Source organism: Acetomicrobium mobile, from assembly GCF_937920065.1.
This window is the reverse complement of sequence record NZ_CALETC010000313.1, coordinates 1-24241: the sequence shown is the minus strand read 5'-3', so window position 1 is coordinate 24241 and position 24241 is coordinate 1. Positions and strand designations below refer to the sequence as shown.

22 protein-coding genes are annotated in these 24241 nt (G+C 44.1%); 13 read left to right on the top strand and 9 right to left on the bottom strand.

Features of this window, described 5'->3' with window-relative positions:
- The 3 genes from Q7P41_RS11780 to Q7P41_RS11770 all read left to right on the top strand — a co-directional run.
- Window positions 1-1706 (top strand): heavy metal translocating P-type ATPase (locus tag Q7P41_RS11780; RefSeq protein WP_303884484.1); only part of this gene is annotated, 1706 nt, incomplete at its 5' end.
- A 17-nt stretch (window positions 1707-1723) separates the two neighbouring features.
- Window positions 1724-3541: an oligoendopeptidase F gene (gene pepF / locus Q7P41_RS11775; RefSeq protein WP_303884482.1), complete on the top strand. Its 1818-nt coding sequence runs from the start codon at window positions 1724-1726 to the stop codon at window positions 3539-3541.
- 29 nt (window positions 3542-3570) lie between these two features.
- Window positions 3571-3771 (top strand): heavy-metal-associated domain-containing protein, encoded by a 201-nt coding sequence (locus Q7P41_RS11770; RefSeq protein ID WP_303884480.1) that lies wholly within the window; start codon window positions 3571-3573, stop codon window positions 3769-3771.
- Here Q7P41_RS11770 and Q7P41_RS11765 read toward each other — a convergent pair.
- The gene (locus Q7P41_RS11765) at window positions 3768-4256 is read right to left on the bottom strand and encodes a ribonuclease H-like YkuK family protein (protein ID WP_303884479.1); all 489 of its coding nucleotides are present in this window, start codon (window positions 4254-4256) and stop codon (window positions 3768-3770) included. The two genes, Q7P41_RS11770 and Q7P41_RS11765, sit on opposite strands and share 4 nt — an antisense overlap.
- Window positions 4257-4553: 297 nt before the next feature.
- Between Q7P41_RS11765 and Q7P41_RS11760 the strand changes: the two genes are divergently transcribed.
- Window positions 4554-5939 carry a sodium:solute symporter family protein gene (locus Q7P41_RS11760; RefSeq protein ID WP_303884478.1) on the top strand — a complete coding sequence of 462 codons (1386 nt, stop codon included), beginning with the start codon at window positions 4554-4556 and terminating at the stop codon, window positions 5937-5939.
- An 83-nt stretch (window positions 5940-6022) separates the two neighbouring features.
- On the opposite strand, the gene Q7P41_RS11755 is transcribed toward Q7P41_RS11760, so the two are convergent.
- Complete coding sequence (locus tag Q7P41_RS11755) at window positions 6023-7174, bottom strand: ribonuclease H-like domain-containing protein (RefSeq protein ID WP_303884477.1); 1152 nt, start codon at window positions 7172-7174, stop codon at window positions 6023-6025.
- A complete protein-coding gene (locus Q7P41_RS11750; protein ID WP_303884476.1) occupies window positions 7171-9444 on the bottom strand; it encodes a DEAD/DEAH box helicase in 2274 nt (757 codons plus the stop codon). Before Q7P41_RS11750 ends, Q7P41_RS11755 begins: the two co-directional genes overlap by 4 nt.
- 118 nt (window positions 9445-9562) lie before the next feature.
- On the opposite strand from Q7P41_RS11750, the gene Q7P41_RS11745 reads away from it, so the two are divergent.
- The 9 genes from Q7P41_RS11745 to Q7P41_RS11705 all read left to right on the top strand — a co-directional run bounded on the left by Q7P41_RS11745 (window position 9563) and on the right by Q7P41_RS11705 (window position 17719).
- A complete protein-coding gene (locus Q7P41_RS11745) occupies window positions 9563-10480 on the top strand; it encodes an AEC family transporter (protein WP_303884474.1) in 918 nt (305 codons plus the stop codon).
- A 29-nt stretch (window positions 10481-10509) separates the two neighbouring features.
- Window positions 10510-10758 carry a glutaredoxin family protein gene (locus Q7P41_RS11740; protein WP_303884472.1) on the top strand — a complete coding sequence of 83 codons (249 nt, stop codon included), beginning with the start codon at window positions 10510-10512 and terminating at the stop codon, window positions 10756-10758.
- Between the two features lie 24 nt (window positions 10759-10782).
- The gene (gene proS, locus Q7P41_RS11735) at window positions 10783-12222 is read left to right on the top strand and encodes a proline--tRNA ligase (RefSeq protein ID WP_303884471.1); all 1440 of its coding nucleotides are present in this window, start codon (window positions 10783-10785) and stop codon (window positions 12220-12222) included.
- Window positions 12223-12437: 215 nt separating this feature from the next.
- Window positions 12438-12986, top strand: a complete 549-nt coding sequence (locus tag Q7P41_RS11730; RefSeq protein WP_303884470.1) for a macro domain-containing protein — start codon at window positions 12438-12440, stop codon at window positions 12984-12986.
- Between the two features lie 108 nt (window positions 12987-13094).
- Complete coding sequence (locus Q7P41_RS11725; RefSeq protein WP_303884486.1) at window positions 13095-14234, top strand: NRAMP family divalent metal transporter; 1140 nt, start codon at window positions 13095-13097, stop codon at window positions 14232-14234.
- A gap of 79 nt (window positions 14235-14313) precedes the next feature.
- Window positions 14314-15063 carry a 5-oxoprolinase subunit PxpB gene (gene pxpB, locus Q7P41_RS11720; protein ID WP_303884467.1) on the top strand — a complete coding sequence of 250 codons (750 nt, stop codon included), beginning with the start codon at window positions 14314-14316 and terminating at the stop codon, window positions 15061-15063.
- Window positions 15060-16127 carry a biotin-dependent carboxyltransferase family protein gene (locus Q7P41_RS11715; protein WP_303884465.1) on the top strand — a complete coding sequence of 356 codons (1068 nt, stop codon included), beginning with the start codon at window positions 15060-15062 and terminating at the stop codon, window positions 16125-16127. Before pxpB ends, Q7P41_RS11715 begins: the two co-directional genes overlap by 4 nt.
- A 24-nt stretch (window positions 16128-16151) precedes the next feature.
- Window positions 16152-16925, top strand: a complete 774-nt coding sequence (locus Q7P41_RS11710) for a LamB/YcsF family protein (protein WP_303884463.1) — start codon at window positions 16152-16154, stop codon at window positions 16923-16925.
- Entirely contained in the window at window positions 16922-17719 is a 798-nt protein-coding gene (locus Q7P41_RS11705; RefSeq protein ID WP_303884461.1) for a putative hydro-lyase, read from the top strand. The genes Q7P41_RS11710 and Q7P41_RS11705 overlap by 4 nt, the downstream gene beginning before the upstream one ends.
- Before the next feature lie 59 nt (window positions 17720-17778).
- Here Q7P41_RS11705 and trpA read toward each other — a convergent pair whose 3' ends face one another.
- The 6 genes from trpA to Q7P41_RS11675 are packed head-to-tail and all read right to left on the bottom strand — an operon-like array spanning window position 17779 to window position 23595.
- Window positions 17779-18579 carry a tryptophan synthase subunit alpha gene (gene trpA, locus Q7P41_RS11700; protein ID WP_303884459.1) on the bottom strand — a complete coding sequence of 267 codons (801 nt, stop codon included), beginning with the start codon at window positions 18577-18579 and terminating at the stop codon, window positions 17779-17781.
- A 2-nt stretch (window positions 18580-18581) separates the two neighbouring features.
- Window positions 18582-19766, bottom strand: a complete 1185-nt coding sequence (gene trpB / locus Q7P41_RS11695; protein WP_303884457.1) for a tryptophan synthase subunit beta — start codon at window positions 19764-19766, stop codon at window positions 18582-18584.
- 11 nt (window positions 19767-19777) lie between these two features.
- Window positions 19778-20404, bottom strand: coding sequence for a phosphoribosylanthranilate isomerase (locus Q7P41_RS11690; protein WP_303884455.1), 627 nt, complete (start codon window positions 20402-20404; stop codon window positions 19778-19780).
- Window positions 20395-21153 (bottom strand): indole-3-glycerol phosphate synthase TrpC, encoded by a 759-nt coding sequence (gene trpC / locus Q7P41_RS11685; protein ID WP_303884453.1) that lies wholly within the window; start codon window positions 21151-21153, stop codon window positions 20395-20397. Before trpC ends, Q7P41_RS11690 begins: the two co-directional genes overlap by 10 nt.
- The gene (gene trpD / locus Q7P41_RS11680; protein WP_303884452.1) at window positions 21150-22175 is read right to left on the bottom strand and encodes an anthranilate phosphoribosyltransferase; all 1026 of its coding nucleotides are present in this window, start codon (window positions 22173-22175) and stop codon (window positions 21150-21152) included. Before trpD ends, trpC begins: the two co-directional genes overlap by 4 nt.
- A complete protein-coding gene (locus Q7P41_RS11675; protein ID WP_303884451.1) occupies window positions 22168-23595 on the bottom strand; it encodes an anthranilate synthase component I family protein in 1428 nt (475 codons plus the stop codon). Before Q7P41_RS11675 ends, trpD begins: the two co-directional genes overlap by 8 nt.
- Window positions 23596-24241 lie beyond the last annotated feature (646 nt).

Below are 24241 nucleotides of genomic sequence, written 5' to 3'. Positions count from 1 at the left end.
TGGATGTGCTCGTTTTTTTGGGCTCCGTGATGTCCTTTATAACTGCCCTTCTGGCCGCAGTTGGCTTATTTGAAACGTCTTTCGGAAGCATTGGTGCCATGGTGATGTCAATACATCTTACCGGACGCTTTATAGAATCGCGTTTAAGAGATAAAGCGACTAAGGAAATAAAGAACTTGCTCAAGCTTAAAGCCCAAGAAGCCAGGGTTATAACAGATGAGGGAAAGGAAATTTTAGTCCCTATCGAGGCGGTAAAAGAGGGCTTTTTAATTTTAGTAAAGCCTGGGGAACGCATTCCGGTAGATGGCGAGGTTATAGAAGGCATGTCTTCCGTTGACGAATCGATGATCACAGGAGAATCAATCCCTGTACTTAAAAAAGTGGGCGACAGGCTGACCTCTGGTTCGCTAAATTTGTCGAGTTTGATCAAATTGCGGGTTACTCACGTTGGAGAAGATACCTTCCTTTCTCAGATGATATCCCTCATTCAGGAAGCCCAAGGATCAAAAATTCCGATTCAAGCGCTGGCTGATAGGATCACCAATGTTTTTGTGCCAATTGTCTTTTTGCTTGCCCTAACTTCGGGATTGCTGTGGGCCTTTAATGTTGATAAATGGGGTGATTTTTTAAACACTGCCAGCAAATTTTTGCCCTGGGTCATAAAGACACGTGATCCTTTCTCCGTGGGGGTGTTTGCCTTCGTTACAACCATTGTAATCGCCTGTCCTTGTGCTCTTGGGTTGGCCACACCCATGGCTTTGATAACGGGCACCAGTAAAGCCATGCGCCGTGGTTTAATCATAAGAAACGCTGAAGCAATACAAACAACAAAGGACGTCGGTGTAGTGATCTTCGATAAAACAGGTACGCTTACTTTGGGATCCCCAAAGGTGGTAGAACACAACCTGACCGATGAAGTAGCTAATATCGCTGGAGCCTTGGAGTCACTATCCAACCACCCTTTAGGTAAGGCCATCTCTGAGCTTAAAAAATACGATGTCGAGATAAGAGATTTTGAGGAAATAGTTGGAGAGGGCATCAAGGGCACGATAAATGGGCAAACTTACTTTGTTGGAAGGCCAAAGGATCCCAAGGTATACAGAAGTTTACTTGAAAAGGGCTATACGGTGGTCGAAGTAAAGAAAGACGATTCTATAATGGGATACATAGCGGTATTTGATCCCATAAGAGAAGATTCCTTCGAGGTGGTCAAGCGTCTTAATGACATGAATATTGAAGTCGTCCTGGCAACGGGAGATAATGAATATACCGCGAAGGTTGTGGCAAAAATTCTTGGCATCGAAGCTCTTTATTGGGGCGTTCGTCCAGGGGAAAAGATGGATATAGTCAGACACTACCAGGCAACTGGCAAAAAAGTAATGATGACAGGAGACGGCATGAATGATGCGGCTGCTTTGAAGGCTGCCGATGTTGGCGTTGCCATGGGAAGTGGCACGGACCTAGCTATTGATAGCGCTGACGTGGTGATCCTTCAGGGAGGTGCAGCCAAAGTTGTGGATTTAGTCGAAATATCTAAGGAAACCTTTAACATCATCAGACAAAACTTGATGTGGGCCTTTGGCTACAACATTATTGCTCTGCCTCTAGCAATGTTGGCCTTGCTTCACCCCATAATTGCCGAAGGGGCGATGGCCTTCAGCTCCATATCGGTGATGCTAAACTCATTGAGAATAAAAAGCGATTAAAAGAAAGGGGCATCGTAATGAGCGAAATGAAAAGTGTGAGCGTTCCGGAAAGGGACGAAATAGCGGAAGAGTACAAATGGCGTTTAGAAGATCTATATCCAGATTTTTACGCCTGGGAAAATGAGTTACATCGCTTAGAAAAGGTAATGAAGAAATTAAAAGAGGCGACTGAATCACTGACCTCTTCAGCCAAATCTCTTCTTTGCGGCCTAAAACTTAGGGATGAGGTGGCAGAATGTCTGGGCAGACTTTATGCATATGCATCTTTTAGAAGCCATGAAGATGTGCGTGACTTTAAAGCTCAGGCCATGGTCCAACGCGCTTCTTTGATGTATCTTCGTTTTTCCGAGGCAGTTTCTTCTTTTGTTCCAAGTATATTGGAGCTGGGTAAAGATAAAATTGACGAATTTTTAAGCAAAGAGCCTGGACTTGATCTGTATAAGACAGAACTTGCCAGGATAATGCGGCTCGAAGGACACGTGTTATCCCATGAGGGAGAAAGGTTGCTTGCCATGTCCACAGACATGGCCAGAGTTCCTGGAAATGTATTTTCCTTGCTCACGAACGCGGACATAGAATTTCCAAAGATCAAGTACGAAACAGGCACAGAGGTGGAATTAACCGAAGAGAGGTATTCCCTTTTTTTACATAGCAGAGACAGGCGCCTGCGCCGCGATGCCTTCAAAGGCCTTTTTTCAAGTTACAGGAAAGTTAGAAACACCTTGTCTGCCACTTACCTCGGAAGTTTAAAGAAGGACGTATTTTATGCCAAGGCAAGAAACTATGAGAGCACCCTCCAGGCTTCTTTACAACCACAGAATATTCCCTTAGTTGTTTACGAGAAGGCCATAGAAACGATCAACGAATGGCTTGATCCCCTTCGCAGATATGTAGACTTTAAAAAAGAGGTTCTAAAGTTGGACGAGGTGCATTTTTACGATTTATACGTTCCTCTTTTACCAGAGCCTAAGGCGGGTTTTAGTTTCGAGGACGCTAAAAATATAGTCATAGAAGGGCTAGCCCCCTTGGGGGAAGAATATCGCCAGGCGCTCCTTCAGGCCCTTCAAAGCAGGTGGGTGGACGTATATGAGAATAAGGGTAAAAGAAGCGGCGCCTATTCCTGGGGAGTTTATGGTGTACACCCTTACGTGCTTTTGAACTTCAACGGCATGTTGAGAGATGTCTTTACCCTAGCCCATGAGATGGGACACGCAATGCACTCGCATTTTACTTTTAAAAACCAACCTTATGTGTATTCGAGCGCGAGCATATTCACGGCCGAGGTAGCCTCAACGACTAACGAAATATTGCTGTCGGAATATCTAATTAGAAATGCCGATAATAAAGCCGAAAAAGCTTATCTAATTAATTATGATTTGGAACAAGTGCGCACTACAGTATATAGACAGTTGCTTTTTGCAGAATTTGAACTTGAGGTGCATAAGAACGCAGAAAAGGGCAAGCCGTTGACAAGCAAAGATTTTAGCATGGTTTGGAAGAATTTGTACGAAAAACATTACGGCGATACGTTGTTTATAGATGACGAATTGTCCTTGGAATGGGCCAGAATACCACATTTCTATGACGCTTACTATGTTTATCAGTATGCCACTGGCTATTCGGCCGCTACGGCAATAGCTACGAGCATATTGGAAGAAGGGGAGGCAGCCGTAGATCGCTATTTGCGCTTTCTTTCTTTGGGTAGCTCCGTAGATCCCGTGGATGCCTTGAAAGTTGCCGGGGTTGATATGACGTCGCCTCGTCCCTTGGAATTGACGTGCAAAAAATTTAAGAAGGATCTTGATTCTTTAAAAAGTCTTTTAGAAAGTGAGTAAATAATATACATGAAAGAAGGGATGAAAATATGGTGCAATACGTTTTAAGTGTTCCGGAGATGTCCTGTCATCACTGTGCAAAGCGCATATCTGAGGCGTTAAATAGTCTCGGCGTTTCTGAGTTTAAGGTAGATATGGAAAACAAAGAGATTACAGTGAATACCGATAACCTGGAAAGCGTTATAAATGCTTTGGATGAAGTGGGATATGAAGTTACGCTAAAAGGCTAAGCGCTTTTAGTATGTTTATCTGCCACGCAGGAAGCGGCGAACGCATCGGGTTTTATCTGCGCTACATAACCGCTTCCTTTTACCATTCCAACGACCACGTTTAAGATCTCTCTTGTAAGTCCTTTTTCTCCCACGTCAAGATGTATTTCAAGCAGCTGCCTGTAATGCTCACTGAGCACAATATCACGGGCAAGTAACTGCAAGATCTCGCTGGCAAGAACGAGGCTCATAGAAGCTTCGGCTAAAATGCGTTCTTTGGTGGAGTAGGGTTTTAAATCATATGTTTTCCTATAAAAATATATTCCACCGCGACCGATTCTGTGAACTACTATAGCTGAAACGAAAAGGGTACTGCGCATTAGGGGCTGAGAATCAGTTCCGACAATTATTCGGTATTCCCCTTCCTTCTTCATAAAGGCACACATCCGCTGCACTACCTGTTCAAGTTCAAGAGGACCATAAGTTGGACTTATGAACAATCTCATTCATCTCCCATTACCGTTTGGTCTATTATATTTTAAATACTACTTAAAATTAAGTTGTAGTTATACTTATCTTAACCCAAATCTCCCGAAAAAAGTGATTTATCTTCTTTGATTTTTGTGATATACTATAAACTCGCTAACGAAATGATTTATCAGATGATCTGCTGCTTCCAATGTTTTCTTAATTAAAAAGCACTGTAAATCTCTTTTTTGTGTCAATCTAGTCAATCTAATAGTAGATGTAGACAAGCTTTGGCAGAAAGGTTTTGCACTTTAAAATAAAGGAGGCGTGATGTTGTGTTATACATAGTTATTTTTTATATGTTAGCAATGTTGCTGGTTGGTTGGTGGGTGGGCAGGGTATACATCAAGGGAATGACAGATTTCCTATTAGCTGGTAGGAGGCTTGGCATTGTACTGTGTGCGGCCACTCTTGCCGCAACTCATTTTGGCGGCGGCGCCGTGATGGGTGGCGGAGAATACGGATTTAAATATGGTTTATCTGGCGCATGGTACGGTGTTTCCTGTGGCATAGGGTTGATATTACTTGGTCTCGTTACGGCTAAAAAATTCCGCGATCTTGCCTTTTATACTGTTCCTGACTATTTGGAAAGACGTTATGGTGGGAAGACGATTCGAGCTCTAGGTTCGCTGCTTTCGATTGTTGCACTTATAGGAATATTGGCTGCGCAGGTGCTTTCCGCAAGGGGAGCTTTGGGCATTTTGGGGATAACCGGGAATACGGGAGCCATCATCGCAACCCTCGTATTCATCATTTATACTACCGCGGGTGGGCTTTGGGCTGTTACTATTACCGATTTAATACAGATGCTTCTAGCGGCAATTGGTGTTATTCTTGCGGCAAACGTCGTATTGGGCCACACAGGAGGATTTGGTGGCATGGAATTGCTCCTTCAGTCCAAGGGGGTAGGTCCGGAATACTTTAGCTTTTGGGGCATGAGCACGTCAAGCATTATGTGGCTACTTCTTCCCACAGTGATGTATACTCTAATAGGCCAAGATTTCTATCAAAGACTCTTTGCAGCGAAAAGCGGGACGACAGCTAGAAATGCTTCTTTAGTTGGGGGAGTAGTCTTAGTCATAGTTAGTTTTTTCCCTGCCATTATGGGCATGGGTGCCAATGCACTTGCTGATTTAGAGGATGCTTCCATGGCCGTGCCTTGGATATTGAAAAGCCTGATGGGGCCGTTGCTTGGGGGGGTTATTTTGGCAGCACTCCTGGCTGCAATAATGTCTACGGCCGATTCGCTGCTATCGGCAGCTACGTCCCATATTGTTAAAGATTTTTGGATTGAGATATTTCATGTAAGCGAAGTAGATAAAGAAAAGGAATTGCTCAGAGTCTCGCGTATTTCAACATTTGTCATCGGCATTTTGTCTTTAATTATTGCATTGATAGTCCCTGGGATCATTGATGCTTTAATTTACTCCTATACCATGTATACTGCAGGAGTCTTCGTTCCGGTTATTGGCGGGTTCCTGTGGAAAGGAGCCACAAAAGAAGGAGCTCTGGCTTCTTTGATAATAGGCTCAATACTGGCCTTGTGGGGAATCATTGGGGGAGTTTCTCTCTTTGGGGCTCCTGTAGAAATATTTGCTGCCCTAATCTCGCTCATAGTTTTTATAGTGGTATCCTTGTTTACGAAGAAACATGCTTCATAGCCCAATATCGCCAATATTAAGAAATAAAGCCAACATAAAAGCCCCTGATTAGGGGCTTTTATGTTGGTTACGTTATATCGAGCTTAGCCAACTTTTCTCCTCAAACGCTCTACTCGTTTAAGAAGTTCTGTCCATTTACTCTGCTGTGCTCTTACTAATGGGCGGTACTTGAGAAAATCTTTTATTGCACTTTCCGCCCACATCAAAGCAGTTTGCGGGTCTTTTAATTTATGTTCGTACAACTTGGAGATTTCAACGGCCACATCTATCTTTTTGTAGTCCATGTTGTAAAGCTTCATCAATAGCGACAATGCCTCGTAGTAATTATTCATTTTTTTATTTTCCATTGCTAATTTCCAAATTGCGTTTTTAGCAGGGGGTTCTAGAGTTGCAGCTTTTCTCCATAGACGATTTGCCCTATTTAAGTCGCGGTCGCACCAAGCGTCTCCGGCACGATCTATCTCAAAGGGATCCGCGCTGTTTCCCATAAGAGTCAAAGCTACCTTGTAAAACAGCATGCAGAGTGACAATATGTCCATTTCGTTGTGATAAAAAACCCCGCTTAAAGCGGCAGCGTCTCCTGTTTTAAGAAACATCTTATACAATTCCGGTATTATGCAACCCGGGACATCTTCTGTTTTTCGGTCTATATATAAAATATGCCTTTCTACGTTAGATAATGCGCATGAACCTATGCGCCTTTTCCACAGTCTTCTTACGAGGTGAAGCAAATCTAAGTGTCCAGATTCTTCAATGGGTTTCATCCTGGATAATAAAAATCGTGTATTGATCAAAGGAAGATCGAAATTTTTACCGTTATAGGTAACAAAAGCGGGTTTGGGTGGAATTATATCCAACAACCTTGAAAGCCAGGCCCGCTCTGCTCTTGGTGAGCATAAAAATAATTGGCGAATGACGAAGTCGTTTTTTTCGTAAAAGCCTACGCCTGCCAAGAAAGCGTATGTTCCCGTTCCTCCAGCTAACCCTGTGGTCTCTAAATCGAAAAAGACCAGGGGTTCCCCTGCGCCCCAGGAGGAAAGTGTTTTTATACATTGTTTGTGTTCATTTACATCAACTTCCCTCGGTATCTCGTGTCTGATTTCACACAAATATACATCTTCATCCAAAAATTGCCCTGGAGGAAGCCCCCTTACTTCGCAGATCTCTTTCTTTTTATTTTCAGGTTTTAGCTCGCCAAGTATTTGCTCCAGGCGTGAATGTTTATCACCCTTCATTTGAGATCTTCCTGTGATCTTAAAATTTCAAGCAAAGCCATGGTTGGACCCTTTGCATTCATCGTGGCTCCAAAAGCACCTGTACAGGCGGGACATCCGTCCGAGCAAGGGCAACTTTCTATTGCCTCAAAAGCTGCGTCGATGAGTTTTTCTTTCAATGCGAAGGCTCCATCTGCAAGTCCCACGCCTCCGGGGACATTATCCGCTATATAAATGGTCGGAGCACTAAACATGGGATCGCGTACCATGCTGTGAACCCTGATATCTCCTCGATCACACATTAAAAACAAAGGTGCAATGGCTCGAAATAGATGCGATATTCCTAAAAGGCCTGTACTCAAGCGCTCTTCTCCCAGTATATCGGTGAATTTCTTTTCTAATTTGATCCAACAGGCGGTTGTATGCATTTCATCTTCGTCCATGTGTATGTGACCATATCCGACATTTTCGTGGGTCATGAGCTTGATCTTTTTGTAAACGGTTGGGCGAAAGGTCAATAAGACCTCACCTAAGCCCCAGTTACCTTTTTCTGTAAATATGTCTAATACTTTCAAGTGAGTGGCCAGGTCTGCGTCTGTATAGTAATCCACGGATACGCTTTTTACGTAACAGCGCATGCCTTTCGTGTCAAGTTCAATGACCTGATAGCTTTTCCCATCGTGGAAATATATTGCCTCTGGATGAATCAACATGGGAGCGCTCGGTCTATCGACTTCCCCGATGACTCTGGGCTTATGGCCTTCAGTGACGTCTATTATTACGTAATTTTCATTCGTCGCACTTCTAAGAGACATGTCTTGAGCGGGGAAAGAGTCGGACTGCCAAAAGTACCGCGATCCTGCGAAATGTAGGACTTCGTATTGTGACAAGTATTCAAGCACTTCCTCTGGATTGGTTATTCCAAATGATTCATCCTGCGCGAAGGGCAACTCAAAAGCCGAACATTTAACGTGGTCTACATATATGTATAAATTGTTAGGGTTTATTCTAGCCAGTTCCGGCGAACCGCCGAAGAAATAATTTGGTTTTGTAGCTATGAATTGGTCAAGAGGTGCGGATGAAGCTACAAGAATGGCAGCTGAGTGCCCAGAGCGTCTCCCTGCCCTTCCAATTTGTTGCCATGCCGAGGATATGCTTCCAGGGTATCCGTGTATGACGGCTAAAGAAAGGCTTCCTATGTCTATTCCAAGTTCTAAGGCATTTGTACTCACGACGCCCAAGATTTTTCCGCTTTTTAGGTCTTTTTCTATTTTTCTGCGTTCTTTGGGTAGATATCCGCCTCGATACCCGCTTACTAAATTTTCATCAACGCGCAACCTTTTTAAGTTTTCCCTAATATAGGTCAGCAAAAGTTCGACGTTTAGTCTTGACCTCGTAAAGACTATTGTGCTTATTCCGTTTGCTATGGCTTGAGCTGCAATATCGGCTGTAGCCGCAAGTGATGACGCTCTTATGCCAAGGTTTTTATTTATCAGGGGAGGATTATATATGAGAACGTGCTTTTCTGCTCTTGGAGCGCTGTTATTGGTGATTAACTCAACATGATTTTCGATCAAACCTTCAGCAAGTTCCGCGGGGTTTGAAATTGTAGCAGAACATAGTATGAACGTGGGATTTGATCCGTAGAAGGAACAAACTCTTTTAAGTCTTCTTATTACATTTGACATATGGGAACCAAATACGCCTTTGTAAGTATGAAGCTCGTCTATGACCACGTATCGCAAATTCTCAAATAGCTTTATCCATTTCGTATGGTGCGGTAGAATGCCTATATGTAACATGTCAGGGTTTGTGACAACAACATGCCCCGCAGCCCTGACTTTAGTGCGTATATTAGGGGGCGTATCTCCATCGTAAGTGCAGGTGGATATGGGCATGTCAATTTTATTCGTTATCGCGTTAATCTCGGCTAGCTGATCTTGGCTTAACGCCTTCGTTGGAAATATGTAAAGGGCCCTGGAAGAATGGTCTTCTAAGATTGAGTGAATTACAGGGATGTTATAACATAAAGTCTTGCCTGAGGCCGTAGGCGTGACAACTACGACGTTCTTCTTTGCCAATGCCATATCGATCGCTTTTGTTTGGTGTAGGTAAAGTTCTTTTATTCCAAGCTCCTTTAGTGCATTCGTTAGCTGGGGATTGATCTGTGGCCACGGGCCAAACTCGGCTTCTTGTGCTGGCATGGTCTTGCAGGCAGTGATTTCTCCCGGAAGAAGTTGTAACGTCTTCAAAAATGCCGTTAAATTTTTCTTGTGCATGAGAGCTTCCAAAGTCGATCCACCTCCATGTAAAAGTTTAGCATTTGCCGGAGATTAGTAAATTCCTTTTATGAAAACATATATAATTTTTAATATACTTCTAGATGTTTGAGCGAGAGGAGAAAATTGAATGCAGTATGTAACGATCGTTTTGCCTTTGATAGCTATTATGGGGGTAGGATGGTTTTTGCGTCTCATGAAAATTATAAAATCTGATAGCGATGATTTGGGAGGCATACTTTACTGGGGAATCCTGCCAGCGCTTCTTTTCAGAACGATATACAATTCTGGCGGAATAAACAGGGATGATGTGAATCTTTTATGTGCGGTATATCTTTCTTTTTTGATAATGCCTTTTTTATCCCTTATTTTTTCTCCTTGGAAAAAAGATCGAAAAAGGCTTGGCGTTTCGCTCATGACGTGCATCAGATCAAACAATATATATATGGGCATTCCGGTAGTTTCGCTTGCAATGGGGGACGCGGGAGTCATGGCCGTGTCTAAATACCTTGGCGTTTCGCTCGTAGGTTATCAAATTCTGTCCGTGATGTGGGGACAAATCGGCCTTTACGGGAAGATTAACTTAAATACCCTTTTGAAGACGGCCAAGGAAGCGGCAAAAAATCCGCTCATTGTTTCCTGTATTTTCGCTTTCATATGTTCTTCTTTTTTGCATATACGAATACCTCGCTGGGTAGATGATGTGCTTCGTATGTTGGGTGAAGCGGCAACCGGTTTGGCGTTAATAATACTTGGGGCCGATATGCAGTTGAAAGAAATCGTCAAGTCTGTCAGGACTACATGGGTAGATACTTTGATGAAGGTGATAGTTTATCCCTTTTTGGTCATGTTTTTGTTTTCCCTTTGGCCAGTTGCCCATAATGTTCGAAACGCTGTTATACTAGTTTCTGCCATGCCTGTGGCAGTGAACGCCTTTATAGTTGCCAGGGGGATGAATATGGATCACAAATACGCCGCAGACCTCGTTGCGGCGAGTACTTTTGCGTCGATATTAATCGTTCCGTTTTGGGTTGCTATTTTGTTTTAAAAAAAAGTGTACAAGGAGTGGTTTATAATATGTTAGTAAGAGTCTACACAAGTCCATCCTGTGCTGCCTGTGAAAGGGTCAAAGAATTTTTATTAAGCAAAGGGATTCAGTTCCAGGTGATTGATATAAGCCTTGACAGAAATGCAGCTATGGAGCTTGTTCGTCGTACTCATCAATTGTCCGTTCCCGTCGTTCAAATAGGAGATAAATTTATAGTTGGGTTTAACCAAGATAGAATGATGAGTCTGTTAAGCGACGAAGGGATCATCAATTCATAAATTAACAATGTAGGAGGAATGGCAATGGCACGTAATATCACGCCCCGGGAGAAAGATTATTCGCAATGGTATTTAGATGTCATCAAGGCAGCAGAAATGGCCGATTACGCCCCCGTGAGGGGTTGTATGGTGATCCGTCCAACGGGGTATGCAATTTGGGAATCTATACAAAGTCAACTAGATGAGCGTTTTAAGGAAACGGGGCATGTGAATGCCTATTTTCCTCTTTTAATTCCAAATTCCTTCTTGGAAAAAGAAGCCAAGCATGTAGAAGGATTTTCTCCGGAGTGCGCTGTCGTCACTTATGCTGGAGGCGAGGAACTGGAAGAACCCTTAGTTGTCAGGCCGACCTCGGAGACAGTGATTGGTCACATGTACAGCAAATGGGTGCAATCGTGGAGGGATCTTCCAATATTAATCAATCAGTGGTGTAATGTGGTGCGTTGGGAGAAGAGACCTCGACTGTTTTTGCGTACCTCAGAATTTTTATGGCAGGAGGGACACACAGCTCATGCCACTCGAGAAGAAGCCATGGAAGAGACGCTTCGAATGTTGGAGGTTTACCGTTCTTTTATGGAGGAGGTCTTGGCCCTTCCGGTCATAGTAGGAGAAAAATCAGAGGGGGAGAGATTCCCCGGTGCGGAAAATACCTATACATGCGAGGCCATGATGACAGACAAGCGCGCTTTGCAGGCCGGCACTAGTCACTTTTTGGGACAAAATTTCTCCAGGGCCTTCGATATAAGATTTCAAAATAAAGAGGGAGAATTAGAGTACGCTTGGACGACCAGCTGGGGCGCGTCCACGCGTTTGATAGGCGCAATTGTCATGACCCATTCCGATAATGACGGTCTTGTTTTGCCGCCAAATGTAGCACCTGTGAAGGTCGTCGTTATACCCATTAGTCCCGATCAAAGTCGATTGCAAGATAAGATATTGCCTGAAGCAAAAAATATCTTAGAAAGGCTAAAGAAAGCCTTGGGCAGGGACCAGGTTATTTTGGATACTCAATTTCACATGAGACCTGGTGATAGATTCTTTTATCATCTACAAAGAGGTATTCCTTTACGACTGGAGTTGGGGGAAGCCGAGTTGGCATCTTCACGTTTACGTGCAGTTAGACGAGATACGACCGAAGTAATAAATATATCTCTTGATGCGGTGGATCGGGAAGTTCCCAAACTTTTAGATGACATTCAAGGCAATTTATTAGAAAGGGCAAGGACGTTTCGCGAACAAAACACCTATCAAGTGAATTCCTTTGAGGAGTTCAAAGAGGCATTGAACGAAAAAGGAGGATTTATCAAGGCTTGCTTTGCCGGCACCCCAGAGGACGAAAGAGCGATAAAAGAAGCCACCACTGCTACCATTCGATGCTTCTTATTGGACGATTCAACTGAGAGGACCTGTTTTTATACCAAAAAACAAGGCGGTAGAATGGCCGTGTTTGCCAAGGCCTATTAAAAATATAGTTGAATTGGGCGTTAGTTGGTTTCGTAATTTATTTTTATTAGCATTGCCGATAAACATCTTCTGGCACATTGCTGGTTAAAAGCGCTCAAAATAACGGTTTGTCCCCGCTTTGGATATGTGGTATTGTCATAAAGCACGAGATTGATAGCACAATCTTTAAGAATAATAATAAGATCAAGATATTTCCCTTGAAGGGAGGGAGAAAAATGCTTACGGAAGCTCGCGTGAAAACAGTCATGATAAGGCTTTGCAATGGTGATATAACGGCTTATGACGGCGACGCCATTGTAAATGCTGCAAATAATCACCTTTGGATGGGTTCCGGTGTCGCAGGAGCTATAAAAAGAAAGGGAGGTGATGAGATAGAAAAGGAAGCAGTGTCAATTGGGCCTGTTAAGATAGGCGAGGCCGTAGTGACTGGTGCTGGAAAATTAAAGGTTGATTATGTCATTCATGCTGTCGTTATGGGTCAAGATTTCAAAACAAGCGAGAGGATAATTCGTGAGGCTACGCAAAATGTCCTTATACGGTGTGACGAACTTAAAATTGAGCGCGTTGCCCTTCCTGCACTTGGAACAGGTGTAGGGGCTGTGTCTTATGACGTTTGCGCGCGGGCAATGTTAGAAGAGATGATTTACTACATAGAAGAGGAAGAAGAGACCTCGCTTAAAGAGATCGTCATTTATTTATACGGTGACGAGGCTTATCAGGCGTTTGCCGAAGTTTTTGAGCAGATACTTTCACAAAGAGCTTGACAAGATCTACAGGAGGTGGAGAGCGTGACACAACATGAATCAGTCGGTAGCGCTGACCAAAGAAGCAGGAAAGAAACACTGAGCATTTTGTTAGGAGCTGCATTTTTAATGGCTACGGCCTCCATAGGGCCTGGATTTTTGACGCAGACGGCTGTTTTTACCAGCCAATTAAAGGCCTCTTTTGCCTTTGCTATTCTCATATCCATAATCATCAATTTAGTTGTGCAATTAAATGTTTGGCGAATATTAGCTGTTTCTGAGATGCGTGCTCAGGATGTGGCAAACAAGGTATTTCCAGGCCTTGGGTATCTCATCGCCTTTTTGGTTGCCCTAGGTGGCCTGGTGTTTAACATAGGCAATGTTGCGGGAGCTGCGATGGGCTTGAATGTGGTTACCGGATTGCCCATTGCATGGGGAGCCATTATCAGTGCGTGTATTGGAATTATGTTGTTTCTGTCTAAGGAAATGGGTCGTGCCATGGACCAATTTACCAAGGTATTGGGGTTCATCATGATTGCTCTTGTCTTGTATACAGCATTTGTTACCAAACCCCCCGTTGGAGTTGCTGTAAGAGAGGCTTTCATGCCATCTCAAATTGACTGGATGGTCATCATTACACTAGTTGGAGGTACCGTTGGAGGTTACATCACCTTCTCCGGTGCTCATAGGCTTCTAGATGCAGGGATTTGTGGCATTGAGAGCGTTAAAGATGTCACTCGCGGGGCGACAAACGGGATCATAATAACGGGAATTATGCGGATACTGCTCTTTTTGGCAATACTCGGAGTGGTGTGGGCGGGTCATACTTTGGATCCATCCAATCCCCCTGCTTCTGCGTTTAGACTCGGAGCGGGCGAAATTGGTTATAGGATGTTTGGTGTCATCTTGTGGGCAGCCGGGATAACATCGGTCGTGGGTGCCTCCTTTACCTCAATATCTTTCTTGCAGACCTTGTTTAAGGCCATCCAGAGGAATAACCGTTGGTGGATTATTGGTTTTATTGTGACTTCGACTATAGTTCTCGTAACAGTTGGACAACCAGTTACACTGTTGATCTTCGCTGGTTCAGTCAATGGTTTGATTCTTCCTTTGGCACTTTTGTCCGTCTTGTTAGCCGCACATAAAAAGGAAGTAGTAGGAGAGTACAAACACCCCATTTGGCTTACGGTTGCCGGTTATTTCATGGTGGCGATAACCCTGTGGATGGGTATCATATCGCTTGGCAGAATCTTTACGATGTTTAAATAGCTTTCAAAAGGCAAAGGGCCCAAATCTGATGGCTCTTTGCCTTTATTTTTAAGTTTAGCGAATTAAGAGGTGTGTTTAAGTGGCTGAATATCTTGAACCAAAGATCCTATATGCGGGCGATAGCGCTGTAATTGTGGAATTTGGGGACAGCATAGATATGAAAACGAATGCCAAAGTGCAGCAGCTTCGTCGATACATCGAATGTGCCCAGCTTGGCGGTATTGTGGAGATGGTTCCAACCTACCGGTCTTTGGCGGTTTATTTTGACCCCGTGGAAGTAGAAGATGTAGGACCTTTCTTTGAAAGGCTAAAAATTTTGGCCCAGAAAACCAAAGGTGAAATTTCGGAAGGAGGACTTACCATAGTAATCCCGGTATGTTACGGTGGTGAATTTGGCCCCGACATGGGAAATGTGGTAAGCCACACGGGCCTTACAGAAGAAGAAATAATACGCCGACATACAGCGCCAGACTACTACTGTTATATGTTGGGTTTTACGCCTGGTTTTTCCTACCTTGGTGGCATGGACGAAACCCTTGCCACGCCTAGGCTAAAAGAGCCGCGAAAGGTTATTCCGGCAGGAAGTGTTGGAATAGCTGGAAAACAAACGGGGATATATCCCATAGAAAGCCCGGGTGGATGGCAGTTAATAGGAAGGACACCCTTGAGGCTTTTTGACCCCGAGGGCGAACCGCCTTTTTTAATCGATGCAGGAATGTGGGTTAGGTTTCAAAGCATTGCCAAAGAAGAATACGATGAAATAGCAGCTAAAGTTGCAGCCAGGGAATACAAGCCTGAAATTTTTCCGAAAAGTGGTGATGCTGAATGATCTTTGAAGTATCGACGCCGGGACTTCTTACGACCGTCCAGGATTTAGGCCGTTGGGGGTATCAGGGTAAAGGAATGCCGGTGGCAGGGGCTATGGACCCTCAAGCCTTAAAGATTGGGAACATATTGGTTGGAAACGATCCTCAGGAAGCGGCGTTAGAAATCACAGTGATGGGACCCACGCTTACCGTGGCGGAAGGCGAAGGCCTCATAGCTTTAACGGGAGCAGAAATAGAATTTACCATAAACGAAATTGAAGCGCCTTTATGGCAATCGATAAAAGTTACGGCAGGAGACGTAATTTCTGTAACTTCTCCTAAGGGGAAAGGCTGTAGATCGTATCTTTGCATTTCCGGTGGCATCGATGTACCTTTAATAATGGGAAGCAAATCTACATATTTAAGAGCTAACGTAGGAGGGCTAGAAGGTAGAGCTCTAAAGGCAGGAGATGAGATTTCAACAGGTCCTTTAAAACCTCTAACATGGCTTGCTGCCGATTTCATTTGTCCCGAATATTTAAGGCCCGAAAGAGGGCCGGATTTGCCCTTACGTGTGGTTTTAGGTCCCCAGGATGACGCCTTCACGGAGAAGGGCATAAAGACTTTTTTAGAGTCGGAATATAAGATAACGAATGAAGCCGATAGGATGGGTTATAGGCTCGAGGGAGAGACGATAGAGCATAAATCCGGTGCTGACATCATTTCAGATGCTATTCCATTAGGTGCTGTTCAAGTGCCGGGTCACGGCAGACCTATATGCATGTTGGCAGATAGGCAAACTACGGGAGGTTACACCAAAATAGCTGTTTTGTGTACTCCCGATATAGCCACTTTGGCGCAGCGTATACCAGGACAAAGCGTAAGTTTTAAGGCTATATCTTTGGAGGAATCGATCGCTGCTACAAGAGCTGAAAGAGAACAAATAAAAGAGTTGCTAAAGCTTCGAGCTTCCTATAGATCTCGCAGAGTCTTCCCAAAAAAAGAACCGAAGGATAAGGGAATTTACCATTGGATGCTTAAAATAGATGGAAAAACTTATGATGTAACTGTAGAAGAGCTCGAATAGATTTGTCTTTAGGAGGTGTGTTCAATGTATGTCATAGATTTAAACAGCGATTTGGGCGAAAGCTTTGGAGCTTGGAAGATGGGCGATGATGAGTCCGTTTTGCAATTTGTGAGTTCAGCCAATATTGCCTGTGGATTTCATGCTGGTGACCCCGTCGTGATGCTCACGACTGTGAAGGCTGCCAAGGAAAAAGTTGTGGCCGTAGGAGCTCATCCAGGTTACCCGGACTTAATGGGCTTTGGTCGAAGAAATATTGATGTGACGCCCGATGAAGTTTATGCCTACACCTTGTATCAAATAGGTGCAATGCAAGCGGTGTGTAACGCCGTGGGAATTAAATTACAGCACGTCAAGGCTCACGGAGCGCTTTACAATCAAGCTGTCAAAAATAATGCCTTAGCGGTTGCAATAGCTCAGGCCGTGAAGGATGCTGGTGAAGGGTTAATTTTGCTTGGCTTAGCAAATTCCGAGTTCGATAAAGCAGCTGCTGAAGTCGGGGTGCCATATGCTGCCGAGGCGTTTGCCGACAGGGCTTACCAAGCAGACGGGACATTGGTACCGCGCAAAGTTCCTGGTTCTATGATACATGACGTTGAGTTGGCCGTAGCAAGGGTGGTCCGCATGGTCAAGGAAGGGAAGGTTGAGACCATCGATGGCCATATCATCGATCTTAAGCCTCATTCCATATGTCTGCACGGAGACTCGCCCAAGGCAGTTCAGATGGCCACTGAGATAAGGAAAGGTTTGGAGGCAGCCGGCATAAAGATTAGGCCAATGTCTGAGGTGATAAAGCTATGAAGGCCATAGATTACGCTCAAAAAAGTCCGCAAGAAGTTCGATTAGCCATAAGGAAGAAAGAGTGGACAGGCCCTACTGCTGGAATGGCTAAAGGACACGTCCAGGCAAATCTGGTTATACTGCCAAAGGATTGGGCTTATGATTTTCTCGTGTTTGCACAACGAAATCCGAAGCCCTGTCCGGTGCTTGATATAACTGAACCAGGGGATCCAGAGCCGAAGCTTGTGGCAAAAGGAGCAGACTTGCGGACTGATTTGCCCAAATACAGGGTTTGGGAAAAAGGGGAGCTTTTAGAAGAGCCAACAGATATAACCTCTTACTGGCGCGATGATCTCGTGGCTTTTCTTTTAGGCTGTTCTTTTACCTTTGAATCGGCATTGCTCGATGCCGGCATCCCCGTTCGTCACATCGAATGCGGCTGCAACGTTCCCATGTATATAACTAACATCCAGTGCGTTCCGGCAGGAAGGCTTTCGGGTCCCATGGTCGTGAGCATGAGGCCCATTCCGGCTCATCAAGTGCCCAAGGCAGTTTTGACAACAGGTCGTTTCCCAGCCGTCCATGGTTCCCCTGTGCACATAGGCGAACCTTCCATCATTGGGATAAAGGACATAAACAAACCAGACTTTGGCGATCCTGTCACAATAAATCCGGGTGAGGTGCCGGTATTTTGGGCCTGCGGCGTGACGCCACAGGCAGCTCTAATGGCAAGCAAACCTCCCTTTGCTATAACTCATTCACCGGGACACATGTTTGTATGTGATCCAAAGGATACAGATTACGCGATCTTTTAGCAAACAAAAAGGCGAGGATCCCTTCCTCGCCTTTTTAATACCTACAACCCCGGAGCTTCTTATTGACAAGGGGGTTCTTTGAGGACCCTTAGAAGGGTTGATGTAAATGTTGATATTTCTTCCTTGAGGGCTTCCCTTCCCAAGCTTGAATTTTCGGCTATGATGTTAACTATTGCGCTTCCTATGACTATGCCATCTGTGTAATTTTTTACAGCTTTTACTTTTTCGGGGCTATCTATCCCAAAACCAAGTGCAAGCGGAGCGGAAACGCGTGCTCTTACCCTTTCCATATAGGTCTTTATCTCTTCTATGGGGCCTCTTTTGTCTCCTGTTATGCCAAGAAGTGATACGCAATACAAAAACCCCTTCGTGACTTTTCCAATTTCAGTTAACCTATCCTCTTTCGTATTTGGCGTCACCATGTAGATGGGGCATAACCCCTGGTCTAAACAAAGGTCATAAAACTCCTTACCTTCGTCAAAGGGCAAGTCGGGGATAAGTATGCCGGATACATTACAGGCCAGGGCGTCCTGCACGAAAGATTTTTCGCCGTACTTTATAATGGGATTAAAATATCCCATTAGTACGATTGGAGTACTAATATGTCCTTTGATTTCATTTAGCATCTCAAATATCTTTGGAATCGTCGCTCCCTTGGCCAGCGCTCGTTGAGATGCTGCCTGGATCACGGGACCATCTGCAAGCGGATCCGAAAAGGGCATGCCAACCTCTATAATTCCAACCCCTATTTTATCGAGTTCCTTGATGATTTCCGCCGTAGTTTCCAAATCAGGATCACCGGCTGTTATATAAGGTATTAATATTTTGCCGCGATCGAAAGCTTTTCTTAACGTATTCATATCTATTCCTCCTCCTTAAAAAGTTTTCCCTTCAGGGCATCCATATCTTTATCTCCTCTTCCCGAGAGGCAAAGGATTACGAGCGATCCAGGCCTGATGTTTTTATATTCTCGCATCAAGTAAGCCAGAGCGTGGGCGCTCTCCAAAGCCGGGATGATGCCTTCCGTTTCGCATAAAAGCTTGAAAGCCTCGATCGCCTCGTCATCAGAGGCATGAGTATAATGAACCCTACCGGTTTCGTGGTAGAAACTGTGTTCCGGACCGATCCCCGGGTAATCTAATCCGGCTGATATGGAGACAGCGGGCATAATCTGGCCATATTCATCTTGCAGAACATAGGAGCGAGATCCGTGCAATACTCCAATAGTGCCGCCGGTCAAGGCCGCTGCGTGTTGGCCCGTTTCTATCCCGTATCCTGCGGCTTCTACCCCCACCATCTTTACTTCCCTGTCATTTACAAATGGATAAAACAATCCAATCGAGTTGCTGCCGCCTCCTACGCAAGCGACCAAAAGGTCGGGTAAACGGCCTTCCTTTTCCAATATTTGTTCTTTCGCCTCATCGCCAATGATACGTTGAAAATCTCGCACCATCATGGGGTAGGGGTGAGGTCCCACCACTGACCCGATTACGTAGTGAGTAGTTGCTACGTTGGTTACCCAATCTCTGATTGCTTCGTTGGTGGCGTCTTTAAGGGTTTTGCTGCCGGAATTTACGGGAATCACCCGAGCTCCTAAGGTTCTCATTTTATAGACGTTTAGTGCCTGACGATGAATGTCCTCAACGCCCATATATATATGACATTCAAGTCCAAATTTTGCAGCAGCTGTCGCAGTTGCCAGTCCATGTTGGCCTGCGCCTGTTTCGGCAATGATCCGCTTTTTTCCCATTCGACGTGCCAGTAGTATCTGTCCGATGACGTTATTAATTTTATGTGCACCGGTATGGTTTAAGTCCTCACGCTTGAGGTAGAGCTTTATGCCTCCCAGGTATTCTGACAAACGGTCCGCAAAATAAAGGGGAGTGGGCCTGCCGGAGTATTCCTTGAGCAAATAATGATATTGCGATATGAATGATGGATCATCTTTAGCCTCAAGGTAAACCCTTTCTAACTCCTCCAGTGCCGGTATTAGCGTCTCCGGGACAAATCTCCCACCAAATCGTCCAAAATATCCTTTAAGTACCATTTTTCTCCCTCCTACACATTGTTAATGCTTTTAATTTTTTTCATGAATTCATAAATTTTCTTTTTGTCCTTGATGCCGGGAGCTACTTCCAAGGCGCTGTTTGTATCTACAGCGTCAGGATCCACATGTTTGATGGCATCTTCTAAATTTTCCGGCCCAATGCCACCGGCCAGAATGAATGGTTTATGGGGTCTAAAATTTTTTATCAACTGCCAGTTAAAGGATTTGCCTGTGCCGCCAAAAAGCTTTCCAAGCTTTGTGTCAAAGAGCATGAAGTTTACTTCCTTTTCGTAAAGGTGAACGAGTGAGACGTCTTTTTCATCCGCTATCGCTATGGCCTTTATCGTTTTAAGCGGACACTTGGATACAAAATCTACGCTTTCGCAGCCGTGAAACTGGACTGCATCAAAAACTTTGCTCTCGATGATTTGGCTCATCAGCTCCAAAGAAGGATCCCTCACAACGGCTACTACCGATACAAAAGGCGGAATATCGCGTGCCAATTTCTTTGCTGTATCGATATCCACTTTCCTCGGGCTTGGTGCCAAGATAAAACCTATTGCATCAGCTCCTGCCTTTATAGCGACATCTACATCTTCTTTTCTTGTGAGACCACAGATCTTTACCTTTAATGACATGCTCCGTCACCTAATAAGGCCTTTAATGTTTTTTTGGGATTTGACGAATGCATCAAAGTTTCACCTATCAGCACGCCATCGAAACCCATTTCTTCCAGTAGTTTCACGTCATCATTGGTTTTTACTCCACTTTCAGCCACGATTTTTCTTTGGCTGTCAGGTTCAAGCTTTCTGAAGAGTTCCATAAGATGAAAGCATCTTTTGATGTCCACCGTCATATTAGTCAAATCCCTGTTGTTAAACCCTATGATCTTTGTATCGCTTTTGATTGCTTTTACTAATTCTTCGTCTTCATGAACCTCGACTAAGGCCTCCATCCCAAGGTGGTGCGCCAAGGATACAAAGTCGCATAGCTCGTGCTCATCATGAATCAAGGCAGCTATTATGAGTATTGCGTCAGCTCCGGCAAAAAGGCTTTCGTATATTTGCAAAGGTTCACAAATGAAATCCTTGCGTAAAAGTGGCAATGAGGTCGCCTCTTGTGCCTTTTTTAGCATGGCTAGACTTCCGTGAAAGAAATGTTTTTCCGTGACCACAGAGATCGCTTTGGCGCCACCTGCCTCGTATTGCTTAATTCTGGAGACTAGATCTAGTTCGTCTGGGATAATTCCAGCACTTGGCGAAGCCTTTTTCATCTCGGCAATGATAGAAATTCCCTCAGTTTCTAAAACGTTATAAAGCGATTTTTTGGGAGTTTTTAAGGCTTCTAGATCTTCAATTTTCTTGCTCACGATTTCATCTAAGATCATGCTGCTTCACCTATGCTGTTTGTGAATTTGACTATCCGATAAAGCGTATCGGCGGCAAGCCCCTTGTCTATGACTTGAAGGGCAAATTGTACCCCATCGGAAAAATTTTTTACGGTACCAGTTACTAAAAAGGCTGCCCCTGCGTTCAAGGCCACTACATCTCTTTTAGGTCCTCGTTCCTTGCCGTTTACGATTTCAAGCGCGATTTTTGCGTTTTCCTGAGGCGAATAGGCCAGCAAACTCGATAGCGGAGCTCGCTTTAACCCTACGTCCTCAGGCGAAAGGTAAAATTCTCTTATTTCTCCGTTTTTTAAGAATGCAATGTGGTTAGGTCCGCTAAGGGATAGTTCATCCAATCCGCCGTGGCCATGTAGCACCATTGCGCCCTTTAACCCCAGATTCATTAAAACTTCTGCAAGGGGTCTTGTCAGAGAGTCGTCATATACGCCCATTATTTGGTAATTTACAAAGGCAGGGTTGCTCAAAGGGCCTAACAGATTGAATAGTGTCCTTATCCCCAATTCTTTTCTCGTCCTCGCGACGTTTTTCATAGCCCTATGAAAGTGCGGTGCGAAGAAGAATCCAAAGTTTACTTGAGCGATGGATGCTTTTACATCTTCGGGAGAGGACAAAATCTTGGCGCCCAATGCTTCCATCAGGTCGGCGCTGCCGCTTTTACTCGAAATGGAGCGATTTCCGTGCTTGGCCACCGGTATACCTGCTCCGGCTACGACCAGAGATGCAATTGTGGAAATGTTAAACGTTCCGACGCCATCTCCTCCAGTCCCGCAGGTATCTATGGCTGTAGGAGGAGCTTTTACTTTAGTTGCTTTTTCTCGCATGACCTTTGCAGCAGCGGTGATTTCCTCCACGGTTTCCCCCTTGCTTCGAAGCGCCACTAAAAAGCCTGCCGTCTCTATCTCGGAGGCAGAGCCATTTAAGATTTCCATCATGGCCTCATACATTTCCTCATAAGACAAATTCTCCTTTGCTGTAAGTTTTTCAATGTAGTTTTTAAGCATCTTTATCCCTCCTCGTGATTGCTATTTTTAATGTTTCAACTAGGGCCGCAGCCTTGTTCTGCGTCTCTAGGAATTCCCTTTCAGGGACAGAACCTGCAACTATCCCTGCCCCGACTTGAATTGCTAACTCCTCATGAACCTGCATAAAGGTCCTTATGGCTATGCTCATTTTCAAGTTCCCGTTGAATCCAATGTAGCCAATGGTTCCACCGTAAGGACCCCTTGAGATTGGCTCGACTTCATCAATAATCTTGATGGCTACATTCTTTGGAGTGCCCGTTACCGTACCGGCAGGAAAGGAGGCTTTTAAGGCTTGTACAGGTGTGATGCAGGAACATAATTTGCCTTCTACCTGAGAAACCAAATGCATTACCTTGTTGTACTTTTCCACTTCGAAATACTTTGATACCTTGATGCTTTCTTTAAGGCATATGTCATTAAACTCGCTTAAGGAGAGATCTAAAAGTAGCAGATGTTCTTGTCGTTCCTTGTCGTCAAATAGCATCTCCATCTCAAAGAAATCGTCTTCATGAAGGTCTTTGCCGCGGTGTCTTGTACCCGCAATAGGGCGAGTAAGAGCAATCCCGTCCTTTATTTCCAAAAGGAGCTCGGGAGACGCTCCTACCAAGCTTTTGCCATCGAACTCCATGATGAACATATAAGGTGAAGGATTAATCTCTCGTAAGATTTTATATAGTGAAATCGGAGAGATACGCCCCTTTGACTTTAATTGTCTAGATAGTACTACCTGGTTTACTTCACCTCGTTCAATTCGTTCTAAAACTTGATGTACCATTTGTATGAAGTCTTCTTTAGATGGAACGGACTCGAGTTCGCATAAAAATCTATCGTGAATACTATGTTCTTCATCAAATGGTTTTTCTTTTTGAAAAGCATGTCCCTCGATAGGCTTTGAGGGAATCTCTTGAGTGATTTCAGTCGAGCTGGAGTGAAGAATTTGGCCGGTGGCCTTATCCATAACGAAATAAACCGAGGGTTCGAAGAGAAACGCTTCTGGGAATCGAGAGAGAGTCGAGCCTTTTTTCGATATGACATCGTAACCAATGTAGCCCAAAAGGCCACATTCATCGAATGGTAATTCAGGATTGGATTTAACCAGATTTTCCTCCATATATTCATCGACGACCTTAAAAAAGTCTTCCCTGGGATAAGTATTTATATCGCCTTCACGGTACTGCACAATGGTCATTTCGTCTTTAACCTGGAATAGTGTTTTCGGAATCGACCCAATGATGATGAAATTTTTATTCTCCATCAAAAATGTTGGGTTTTTACCCCTAAAGCTTTCATAAAGCCCTAAAGCATAATTTTCTTTGTTTTTTGTTTCCAAGATCTCTTTTTCTTGTACTTCTGAACTGGAAGAAATTGCTTCTGCCTTTTTTTCGTCTCTGCTATTCATTCAACATCTCCCCTTGGCTAGCCTTAAAACTAATTAAAAATGGAGGGTCCCTGTAAAGGGCCCTCCATTTTGTAAAAACCTACTTATAACTTGCTTATAAACAGAGGGCCACGAAGACTGATCCTGAAGGATCTGCCTCCCTGGCCCTCTTAAAATTTATTTAGGCCACGGACGGCAGACTCAACGAGCCTGCCACCACCAATTATTATTCATTTTTACTATACTTCCTACTAGAGCCATGATTATCAATGTCTCCCTCCGTAAGTTGAGTAAAATCTATCACGGCTTTATCCTCTTGTCAATAGGGAAAGGGCTCTTTTGGTAAATCTGGAGCTATTATGACGGCACAAAGCATATAACGGCATAGCGCAATCATGCCGTTATATATTTATAATGTTATCACTATAATATATAAACGTTTCTTGACAAATTTGTGCTTATATGTAGAATAGACAGTGGGTTATACCGTCTATAAGATATTTACTTAAATAGGAGGTGTAAATTAGGAAGAAAGCATGATTTAAATAATTGCTCTAAAAATTTTATTTGAGGAGGGGAAGGAAACGATGGCTAATCTTCTGGAAAAGATGGTTAATGAAGCAATTGAAGCTACCAAGTCAGTGTTTTTAGTCATCAAGGAAAAAAG

Excerpts from the sequence above, each read along its gene's own strand:
- pepF (WP_303884482.1), top strand. The coding sequence starts at position 1,724 with ATGAGCGAAATGAAAAGTGTGAGCGTTCCGGAAAGGGACGAAATAGCG.
- Q7P41_RS11770 (WP_303884480.1), top strand. The coding sequence starts at position 3,571 with ATGGTGCAATACGTTTTAAGTGTTCCGGAGATGTCCTGTCATCACTGT.
- Q7P41_RS11765 (WP_303884479.1), bottom strand. The coding sequence starts at position 4,256 with ATGAGATTGTTCATAAGTCCAACTTATGGTCCTCTTGAACTTGAACAG.
- Q7P41_RS11755 (WP_303884477.1), bottom strand. The coding sequence starts at position 7,174 with ATGAAGGGTGATAAACATTCACGCCTGGAGCAAATACTTGGCGAGCTA.
- Q7P41_RS11745 (WP_303884474.1), top strand. The coding sequence starts at position 9,563 with ATGCAGTATGTAACGATCGTTTTGCCTTTGATAGCTATTATGGGGGTA.
- Q7P41_RS11740 (WP_303884472.1), top strand. The coding sequence starts at position 10,510 with ATGTTAGTAAGAGTCTACACAAGTCCATCCTGTGCTGCCTGTGAAAGG.
- proS (WP_303884471.1), top strand. The coding sequence starts at position 10,783 with ATGGCACGTAATATCACGCCCCGGGAGAAAGATTATTCGCAATGGTAT.
- Q7P41_RS11730 (WP_303884470.1), top strand. The coding sequence starts at position 12,438 with ATGCTTACGGAAGCTCGCGTGAAAACAGTCATGATAAGGCTTTGCAAT.
- Q7P41_RS11725 (WP_303884486.1), top strand. The coding sequence starts at position 13,095 with ATGGCTACGGCCTCCATAGGGCCTGGATTTTTGACGCAGACGGCTGTT.
- Q7P41_RS11715 (WP_303884465.1), top strand. The coding sequence starts at position 15,060 with ATGATCTTTGAAGTATCGACGCCGGGACTTCTTACGACCGTCCAGGAT.
- Q7P41_RS11710 (WP_303884463.1), top strand. The coding sequence starts at position 16,152 with ATGTATGTCATAGATTTAAACAGCGATTTGGGCGAAAGCTTTGGAGCT.
- Q7P41_RS11705 (WP_303884461.1), top strand. The coding sequence starts at position 16,922 with ATGAAGGCCATAGATTACGCTCAAAAAAGTCCGCAAGAAGTTCGATTA.
- trpA (WP_303884459.1), bottom strand. The coding sequence starts at position 18,579 with ATGAATACGTTAAGAAAAGCTTTCGATCGCGGCAAAATATTAATACCT.
- trpB (WP_303884457.1), bottom strand. The coding sequence starts at position 19,766 with ATGGTACTTAAAGGATATTTTGGACGATTTGGTGGGAGATTTGTCCCG.
- Q7P41_RS11690 (WP_303884455.1), bottom strand. The coding sequence starts at position 20,404 with ATGTCATTAAAGGTAAAGATCTGTGGTCTCACAAGAAAAGAAGATGTA.
- trpC (WP_303884453.1), bottom strand. The coding sequence starts at position 21,153 with ATGATCTTAGATGAAATCGTGAGCAAGAAAATTGAAGATCTAGAAGCC.
- trpD (WP_303884452.1), bottom strand. The coding sequence starts at position 22,175 with ATGCTTAAAAACTACATTGAAAAACTTACAGCAAAGGAGAATTTGTCT.
- Q7P41_RS11675 (WP_303884451.1), bottom strand. The coding sequence starts at position 23,595 with ATGAATAGCAGAGACGAAAAAAAGGCAGAAGCAATTTCTTCCAGTTCA.